Annotated in this window: 10 protein-coding genes; 6 read left to right on the forward strand and 4 right to left on the reverse strand. The window is 29.5% G+C overall.

Features of this window, described 5'->3' with window-relative positions; translation table 11 throughout:
• Positions 1 to 2 precede the first annotated feature (2 nt).
• From ACH2BC_RS04875 to ACH2BC_RS04885, 3 genes are all read right to left on the reverse strand, one after another.
• Positions 3 to 683, reverse strand: coding sequence for a DUF6089 family protein (locus ACH2BC_RS04875; RefSeq protein WP_395052862.1), 681 nt, complete (start codon positions 681 to 683; stop codon positions 3 to 5).
• 168 nt (positions 684 to 851) lie between these two features.
• Entirely contained in the window at positions 852 to 1,736 is an 885-nt protein-coding gene (locus ACH2BC_RS04880) for an NAD kinase (RefSeq protein WP_395052863.1), read from the reverse strand.
• A gap of 68 nt (positions 1,737 to 1,804) precedes the next feature.
• Positions 1,805 to 2,464: a CBS domain-containing protein gene (locus ACH2BC_RS04885; RefSeq protein WP_395052864.1), complete on the reverse strand. Its 660-nt coding sequence runs from the start codon at positions 2,462 to 2,464 to the stop codon at positions 1,805 to 1,807.
• 127 nt (positions 2,465 to 2,591) lie between these two features.
• Between ACH2BC_RS04885 and ACH2BC_RS04890 the strand changes: the two genes are divergently transcribed.
• From ACH2BC_RS04890 to clpX, 6 genes are all read left to right on the forward strand, one after another.
• Complete coding sequence (locus tag ACH2BC_RS04890; RefSeq protein ID WP_395052865.1) at positions 2,592 to 3,305, forward strand: pyridoxine 5'-phosphate synthase; 714 nt, start codon at positions 2,592 to 2,594, stop codon at positions 3,303 to 3,305.
• Positions 3,306 to 3,605: 300 nt separating this feature from the next.
• Positions 3,606 to 4,367, forward strand: a complete 762-nt coding sequence (locus tag ACH2BC_RS04895) for an alpha/beta fold hydrolase (protein WP_395052866.1) — start codon at positions 3,606 to 3,608, stop codon at positions 4,365 to 4,367.
• Between the two features lie 30 nt (positions 4,368 to 4,397).
• Complete coding sequence (locus ACH2BC_RS04900) at positions 4,398 to 4,742, forward strand: phage holin family protein (protein WP_395052867.1); 345 nt, start codon at positions 4,398 to 4,400, stop codon at positions 4,740 to 4,742.
• Positions 4,743 to 4,836: 94 nt separating this feature from the next.
• A complete protein-coding gene (locus ACH2BC_RS04905) occupies positions 4,837 to 6,162 on the forward strand; it encodes a trigger factor (RefSeq protein WP_395052868.1) in 1,326 nt (441 codons plus the stop codon).
• Positions 6,163 to 6,637: 475 nt separating this feature from the next.
• A complete protein-coding gene (clpP, locus tag ACH2BC_RS04910) occupies positions 6,638 to 7,309 on the forward strand; it encodes an ATP-dependent Clp endopeptidase proteolytic subunit ClpP (RefSeq protein WP_395052869.1) in 672 nt (223 codons plus the stop codon).
• A 78-nt stretch (positions 7,310 to 7,387) separates the two neighbouring features.
• On the forward strand, positions 7,388 to 8,623 hold the full coding sequence (gene clpX, locus ACH2BC_RS04915; RefSeq protein ID WP_395052870.1) for an ATP-dependent Clp protease ATP-binding subunit ClpX: 1,236 nt from the start codon (positions 7,388 to 7,390) through the stop codon (positions 8,621 to 8,623).
• 84 nt (positions 8,624 to 8,707) lie between these two features.
• Here clpX and ACH2BC_RS04920 read toward each other — a convergent pair whose 3' ends face one another.
• Complete coding sequence (locus tag ACH2BC_RS04920; protein ID WP_395052871.1) at positions 8,708 to 9,295, reverse strand: Uma2 family endonuclease; 588 nt, start codon at positions 9,293 to 9,295, stop codon at positions 8,708 to 8,710.
• Positions 9,296 to 9,479: the final 184 nt, after the last annotated feature.

A 9,479-nucleotide genomic window follows, 5' to 3' on the forward strand; every position in this document is an offset into this window, starting at 1 on the left:
TTCTAATCAGCGCAATAACAAGGTTTTTCGCCAAAGGTATAAGTTAATGTAAATCCAGTAAAAACATACCAATCTTTACTGTCTAAATTTCCAAATTGTGCTACTTTTAGATTTTCATTGGTGGGATTACTTCCATCAATATCATCTGCAAAAGTATATCTTGCTCCAGCTTCTAATCCTAATATTAAATTTGGAGTAATATTAGATTTAATACCAACAATCATTGGTATTCCAATAGTTGTATGATTGGAATCAAATTTAGCTCCGCCATTGCTGTAAAACAATCCGTCATATATTGTAAATGTCATTCCAGTAAACACATATGGCGTTATTTTTCTTTCAAAATCGTGCAAATTAAAATCGAAAAAATTAAATTCTAATCCTGCTGATAATTCTTTTAAATTATTTTCAAAATTTAATGCTCTTTGTTTTCTACCACCAACTTTAGAATCTAAGTCGTTGGCAGTAATTTTACTTTGCATGTATGAAAATCTATAAGCGTGTCTGGGACTTTTATTCCATTTATATAAAACACCAAACGCTGGTTCGTTAGGGTTAATATAATTGGTTTTACCAATTTCACCTATATAATTACTACCACCAAGAAAAACTCCAATTTCGTGAATTTGAGCATTTAATTTTGAAATTGTGATGATAAAAATAAATAAAAAAATCTTTCTCATTAATTGAAAAATAGCGTGCAAATATAACAATTAATAGTACTTAAAATACACTTAATTACTATTTATAGAAAATTAGATTTGCAATGATTAAATAGTACATTTTCTAATATAAAACATTAGATATTTACTTAACGAAAAAGTTGAGAATGTAGTATAAAAATAAGGTTTTTAATTTCGTTTGTCTTCGCCCCAAAGTAGTTTGTTTCTTAAGGTTTTTAAGAAAGTTTCTTCTGGAATTTCTACCATATTTATTTTGAAAGGAGTCTTTTTTATGGTTAAAATAGAATTATTACTAACAGATGTTATTCTAGAATCTAAAGAAACAAGGTAATTTTCTTCACGTCCAGAAATTTTTAATTTTATAGTTGTATCATCAGGAATTACTAATGGTCTTGCGTTTAAATTGTGTGGTGCAATTGGCGTAATTACTAAACTTTTTACATCTGGAGTTAAAACTGGTCCGCCACAACTTAAAGAATATCCTGTAGAACCTGTTGGTGTAGAAATTATTAAACCATCTGCCCAATACGAATTTAAATATTCATTGTTTAAATAAGTTTCTATTGTTATCATAGAAGTGGTGTCTTTTCTGCTAACAGTAATTTCATTCATTGCAAAATTCAAATCTTTAATTTCAGAATTTTTTGGTGAACAATCTAAACTTAATAAAGTACGTTTAGAGAGTGTATATTTTTTTTCTAGAACTATTTGTAAAAAAGTTTCAATGTTTTCTTTTTGTACTTTGGCAAGAAAACCTAATCTTCCTGCGTTTACACCAAGAATTGGAATTCCAGAGTTTCTAACATAAGTTGCTGCACGTAAAATAGTTCCATCGCCACCAATACTTACAAGAATGTCAAAACTAGCATCTAAATCTAAATGTGTAGAAAAAGTTTTATATTCTTTTTTTACAATTTCTTCATCGTATAAAATTTTTAAAAATTTTTCTTCAATAACTAATTCTACATTATTAGCATTAAAAAACACAAATATATCACGAATAATTGGTCGCGTATCGTTTTGATAATATTGTCCAAAAATGGCTATTTTCATAATCAAATTCTATAATTTATGTTTTTTTTCTTCCATCTTCCGTCTTCCAAACTTCCAAACTTCCATCTCTAAATATTCAAATACTTATCTAAATATTCTGATCGTTCTTTTAAATTGTTCAAATAATTATCTTCATTATGTTCAGAAATTATTTCATAGTTGTATCTTCTAAACGTTTGAATTATTTCATTTAATCCGCCAAGTGCAATTTTTACAGTTACTTGAACGGAAACGGCATCAGAATCTGAAACAAATAATCCTAATAATTTTCCGTTATTGCTTTCTACAATTTGAGCAATTTGACTCATAGAAAAATCTAACAACGAAGTTTTAATTACAATTATTCCACCTTGTTCTTTTAAAAACGGCGTTTCGTGAAAGAATTTTACAATATCTTCTAGTTCATAATAACCAACATAGCTGTTTGCATCATCAAGAATTGGCACAACATTAGAATGATTTTTAGCAAAAACTTCCAAAACATCTAGCCAAATCATATCTTTTCTTGCAAAAAATCCTTCAAGTGTATATCGATAATCTTTAATTTTTTTATCTAAATCAAACGTTTCAATATCGTCAGATGCAATGCTTCCAATATAAATTCCTTCTTCAATTACAGGAAAATGAGAGTATGGAACATCACTAAAAAAATCTTGAACAATTTCTATAGTTTCAGAGCTTTCTATGGCTTTGTAATCGTTATTTATATAATCGTTAATTTCTGTCATATATATAAGGTAGCAAATTTGTTGCAAAATAATCAAATTTTAGAACATAAAACCTTATTTTAACTTTGTATTTTTGTAGAAAATAATAACAGAGGTAAGATTGCTTCTTTCCTCGCAATGATCAATTATGACAAAATTAAGCATAAACATCAATAAAATAGCAACTTTAAGAAATGCTCGTGGCGGAAATGTTCCAAATTTACTGCAAGTTGCTTCCGATTTACAAAAATTTGGTGCTCAAGGAATTACCATTCATCCAAGACCAGACGAACGCCATATTAGATACCAAGACGCCAGAGATTTAAAAAGTGTTGTTTATATGGAATATAATATTGAAGGAAATCCGCAACATAATTTTGTAGATTTAGTTTTAGAATGTAAACCAACTCAAGTAACTTTGGTTCCAGATGCAATTGGTGCAATAACATCAACTGCTGGTTGGGATACAATTAAAAATCAATCTTATTTAACTGAGGTTATTCAAGAATTTCAACGAAACGGAATTCGTACATCAATATTTGTAGATCCAGTTTTAGAAATGATTGAAGGTGCAAAAAAAATAGGTACAGAAAGAATAGAATTGTATACAGAAGAGTTTGCTCATCAATACAATCTAGGAAATATAAACGGAATTGAAACGTATGTAAAAGCATCAGTTTTAGCCAACGAATTAAATTTAGGGATAAACGCAGGTCACGATTTGAGCTTGGATAATATAAAATTTTTTAAAGAAAATATCCCAAATTTATTAGAAGTTTCTATTGGTCATGCCTTAATTACAGAAGCTTTATATCTTGGTTTTGATAATGTTGTAAATATGTATTTGAATAAATTGAAATAAAAAAGTTAACACGAATTACACCAATTTTCACGAATTTATGTCTGTCAAGATTTCACTAATAATTAAACTACAATATTTTAGTGTCAAATTACATTAGTGAAATAATTATTAACACAGAATTAGTGAAAATTAGTGAAATTCGTGTAAAAAAATAAGCGTTAATACTAATACCACTAATTTATGTCTGTTAAGATTTCACTAATAATTAAATTAAGATATTTTAGAGTCAAATTATATTAGTGAAATAATTATGAGCAAAGAATTAGTGAAAATTCGTGAAATTCGTGTAAAAAAAATAAAATGCTACACTCAAGAATAGAAGGAACAGGAAAACCATTACTAATAATTCCTGGATTTTTAGGAACATCAGACAATTGGAAATCACTTGCAACACAATATGCGCAAATAGGTTTTCAAGTACACAGTTTAGATTTGAGAAATCACGGAAAAAGTTTTCATTCAGATGATTTTACTTATAATTTAATGAGTCAAGATGTTTTTGATTATTGCAAAGAAAATAATTTAAATTCTGTTTCCATAATAGGACATTCAATGGGTGGAAAAGTAGCAATGCTTTTTGCAACAGAACATACAGAAATAGTTAAAAAATTAATAATTGCAGACATTGGTCCAAAATATTACGCACCACATCACCAAGATATTTTAGATGGATTAAATGCTGTAGATTTTTCAAAAAAACCAAGTCGAGTAGAAGTAGAGGAAACTCTTTTTCCATACATTCCAGATTTTGGTACACGTCAATTTTTAATGAAAAATTTATTTTGGAAAGAATCTAATCAACTCGCATTTAGATTTAATCTAGAAGTTTTTAATAAAAAAATAAATGAAATTGGAGTTGCCTTACCAAATGAAAATCATTTTGATAAACCTACATTATTTATTCGAGGAGGAAATTCTAACTATATTTTAGATTCAGATTTAGAGAATATAAAATTTCATTTTCCAAATTATATATTAGAAACTATTACAAATGCAGGACATTGGTTGCATGCAGAAAATCCTAAAATGTTTTTTGAGATAACGGCACAATTCTTGAAATAAATGCTTAATTTTAAATTTTAAATTAAATATATGAAACTAATTACACGAATTTTAATTACATCTTTACTAGTAGTTTTAATTTCTTACTTAATGAAAGGCGTTCAAGTTGCAGATGTTTGGGATGCTATAATTGTAGCTGTAGTTTTAGGATTGCTCAATCTTTTTGTAAAACCAGTTCTAGTAATTTTAACTTTACCAGTTACAGTAATAACTCTAGGATTGTTTTTACTTGTAATAAATGCATTAATAATTTTGCTTTGCGATAAACTAGTAGATGGTTTTAGCGTAAATTCTTTTTGGACAGCACTTTTTTTTAGCATAATTCTATCATTGTCGCAATCTATAATGTATAAATTTATTGGCGAAAGTAAATAAATTCCTTTAAAATTTTATCAAAAATAAAACTTGGTTGGGTTGCAAAAATGTTATAATTTTGCAACCCAATTTTATAATGTAAAATAGTACCAAAATGGATATTAAAAGAGTAGCAATTAATGCTGTAAATGAAGTAATTGTAATGACTGTTCCTCAAATGGATTACAAAGGTCAAGTTGCAAAAAGAATTAACGAAAAAATGCCATTGGCGACTGTAAAAGGATTTCGTAAAGGCGCAGTTCCAAAAGACTTAGTAGAAAAACAATACGGAAAAGCATTAAAAATTGAAGAAGTAAACAAAGTTGTAGAATTAGCTTTGCAAAGATATATTCAGTCAGAAAGATTAAACCTGCTTGGAACTCCACTTCCTAAAATCAATGAAGCATTCAATTGGAACGATGAAGAACTTACTTTTGAGTTTGAAATTGGTTTGGTTCCAGAATTTGAAATCAATCTTGATGCAAAAAGTGACATCGTAAAATATAAAATAATTGCAGATGACACTATGTTAAATGGTCAAGTAGCAAGAATTCAAAAACAATATGGCAACGTAATTTCACAGCAAATAGTTGCTCAAGGAAATGATGTTTCAGGAACATTTGTAAATGAAATTGCTGGAATAAACAATCGTACAACAGTAGATTTAGATGAATTTGCAGATGAAAATGTAGCAAAATCATTTCTAGGTAAAAAAGTTGGCGACGCAATAGTTTTACACACTAAAGGTTTGTTTCACGACGCACATAAATTAATGGATTACCTTAGCGTTCCTCACGATAACGTGCACGATTTAGACGTAGAAGTTACTTTTACAATAGACGAAGTTGTAGCACACGAACCAGCAACTTTAAACCAAGAATTGTTTGATAAACTTTTTGGCGCAGGAACAATTTCATCCTTAGAAGAAATGAAAGCCAAGATAAAAGAAGATGCCGAAAAACAATTTGCACAACAAGCAGAACAAAAATTAATGGCCGACGTTCAAGACACATTAATAGAAAATCATAAATTCGATTTGCCAAAAGAATTTCTTGTAAAATGGTTGCAAACTGTTGGAGATAAAAAATTATCTCCAGCCGAAGCCGAAGTAGAATATTCGCGTTCAGAAAAAGGATTGCGTTTTCAATTAATAGAAGGAAAAGCATTAGCGCAAAGCAACATACAAGTAAATTTCGAAGATTTAAAAGCGTTCACAGCAGCTTCAATTCGTCAACAAATGTTACAATATGGGCAAACCAATCCAACAGATGCTGAGGTAGAATCAATCGTAGCAAGAGTTTTGTCTAACCAAGACGAAGTAAAAAGAATGTCAGAGCAAGTTGTAGCCGACAAAATGTTAAAATTATTTGTAGAAAAAGCAAATCCATCAATTAAAGAAGTTACCTACGAACAATTTGTAGCAGCAATGTACAACGAATAATTTATAAAATAATTAGTATATTTGAGCATCAATAATGTTTATTTTTGACGCTCAATTTGTATACTCTGAATTAATTTCAGAGTCTAATGACTTAATTTCAGAGTCTAATGACTTTATTTCAGAGTCTAATGATTTTATTTCAGATTCCAATTAAAATTTTGTCACATCGAGCGCAGTCGAGATGCTTTTAATATTAATTATTTTTTTAAGAAGCCAATCCAGCTATACGTTTAAAGTTGTTGCCGTTTCAAACCATTTTTGTACGTTTTAAAAAGAGCTTCCGTTGGTCGCTTTTTTAAAACAACAAAAATTGGTCTTCAACAGCAACAAGCTTTTCACTTTTATCTGGGCTAGCAATTACGACAAAATGACACATTTATAAAAAGGTACAACCTTTGATTAAATAAAAAGTATAAGTTTTAATCCAACAACTTTAAACTTTAAAATCACATAAACTTTTAAAATAAAATTTAAAATGAACTACGGAAAAGAATTTAAAAAATTTGCAACTAAACATCAAGGTGTAAATGCAATGTATTATGACAAAATAGTTGGCGCAATGACACCAACCAATATGACACCATATATTATAGAAGAACGTCAATTAAATGTTTCACAACTAGATGTTTTTTCAAGATTAATGATGGACAGAATTATCTTTCTTGGCACAGGAATAGACGATCAAATTGCTAACATTGTACAAGCACAATTATTATTTTTAGAAAGCGCAGATGCCTCTAAAGACATTCAAATTTATCTTAATTCACCAGGCGGAAGTGTTTACGCAGGATTAGGAATTTACGACACAATGCAATACATAAAACCAGATGTAGCAACAATCTGTACAGGAATGGCAGCATCAATGGGTGCAGTTTTACTTTGTGCTGGTGCGCCAGGTAAACGTTCGGCTTTGCCACATTCTCGAGTAATGATTCACCAACCTTCTGGTGGTGCACAAGGCGTTGCAACAGATATGGAAATTAATTTACGCGAAATGTTAAAACTAAAAGACGAATTATATAAAATAATTTCACAACATTCTGGTCAAACATTTGACAAAGTTCACAAAGATTCAGAACGCGATTATTGGATGATTGCCGATGAAGCCAAAGAATACGGAATGATTGATGAAGTTTTAAGAAGATAATAAGCTGGAAGCTAGAAGATGGAAGTTGGGAGTTTTTTCAACTTCCATCTTCCATCTTCCATCTTCCAACTAAAAAAAATGGCAAAAGAAAAATTAGAATGTTCCTTCTGCGGAAGAAAAAAACCAGAAACCAATCTGTTAATTGCAGGAATTGATTCACACATTTGCGATAAATGTATTGAGCAAGCGCACGGAATTGTTCTAGAAGAATTAAAATCTAGCAGTACCAATCTTAAAAATGTATCTGATTTAATTTTGCGCAAGCCAAAAGAAATTAGAGCTTTTTTAGACCAATATGTTATTGGACAAGATCAAACTAAAAAAGTAATGTCGGTTGCAGTTTACAATCACTATAAAAGATTAATGCAACAAGACGAAAATGATGATGTAGAGATAGAAAAATCTAATATTATTATGGTTGGTCAAACAGGAACAGGAAAAACATTGGTTGCAAAAACTATTGCAAAAATGTTAGATGTTCCGCTTGCAATTGTAGACGCAACTGTTTTAACAGAAGCAGGTTACGTTGGTGAAGATGTAGAAAGTATACTTACACGTTTGCTTCAAGCAGCAGATTATGATGTTACCAAAGCCGAAAGAGGCATAGTTTTTATAGATGAAATTGATAAAATTGCACGTAAAAGCGATAATCCGTCAATAACTAGAGATGTTTCTGGCGAAGGAGTACAACAAGCATTATTAAAATTATTGGAAGGTACAGTTGTAAATGTTCCGCCAAAAGGAGGAAGAAAGCATCCAGACCAAAAATTTGTTGAGGTAAATACTCAAAATATTTTGTTTATTGCCGGAGGTGCTTTTGATGGAATTGAAAAAGTAATTTCTAAAAGATTAAACCGTCAAGCAATTGGATACAGCGTTTCTAAAAATGCAGATAATATTGATAAAGAAAATTTATTACAATATATTATTCCAAAAGACATTAAAGATTTTGGATTAATTCCAGAAATTATAGGTCGTTTACCAGTGTTAACTCACATGGATCCATTAGACAGAGAAACGTTGAGAGCGATTTTAACACAACCTAAAAATGCCTTGATAAAACAATATCAAAAGCTGTTTTTAATGGATGATGTTAAATTTACCATTGACAACGAAGCGTTAGATTTTATTGTAGACAAAGCTTTAGAATACAAACTTGGTGCACGTGGATTACGTTCGTTATGCGAAGCAATTCTAACAGATGCCATGTACGATTTACCAAGTTCAGACGAAAAAGAATTGCATATTGATAGAGAATACACACAAGATACGCTGAATAAAAATTTATTGAAACGATTAGAAATTGCTTCATAAATAATTTGTAGCTCACTAAAAAGTCAAATAAAGCTCATTAACGTATGTTTTTGAGCTTTATTTTTTATATTTGTGAGCTTCAATTTACCTAAAAATATCCTCCAAAACAAAGTCAAGTTCAGGAAATAACGGACTATTAATAATATCTTCTTCGATTAATGGATGTTGACCTACGAATTTATCCTCTTTTAAAATAAAAATAAAAATAGTTCTGTCTGCTGGATTTACAATCCAATATTCTAAAACTTTGGCTTCTTCATATAAATCATATTTATATTTCATTTCTTTTTTAGAATTTCCTGGCGAAAGAATTTCAATCACTAAGTCTGGCGCACCAATTGCACCTTTTTCATCTAATTTTTTCTCATCACATACTACACACAAATCAGGTTGAACAACTGTGTAAATATCTTTATCTTCTGTTGATTTTTTTTTATCTAAAAGACGAACATCAAAAGGTGCAAAAAATAAATTACAAGAATGTTTCTTGAAATTAGTATACATAATTCCGTGAAGATTTGCTGCAACTTTTTGATGAAAGGTGTTTGGCGCTGGACTCATTTTAGAAATTTTACCTTTAATGAGTTCTAGTCTTTCTTGAAATTTCCAAGTTAAATAATCCGCATAAGAATACGTTTTATCTAAATCTAATTGGTCAATTGATGTAATCATCAGAAATTTATTTTTTCAAATTTAAGTAATTTATTTCAATCTTATAAAAAACCCTTTCAGCAATTCAAAATCTGAAAGGGTTTTAAAATAAATAACTCAAATTTTCTATTTTACTAATCCACCACCACTTTTTACTTTTTCAGTTTGAATGTCGGTGTTTTCTTTTTGTAATTTTAAATTTCCA

This window comes from Flavobacterium sp. (genome assembly GCF_043760115.1).
Classification (GTDB): domain Bacteria; phylum Bacteroidota; class Bacteroidia; order Flavobacteriales; family Flavobacteriaceae; genus Flavobacterium.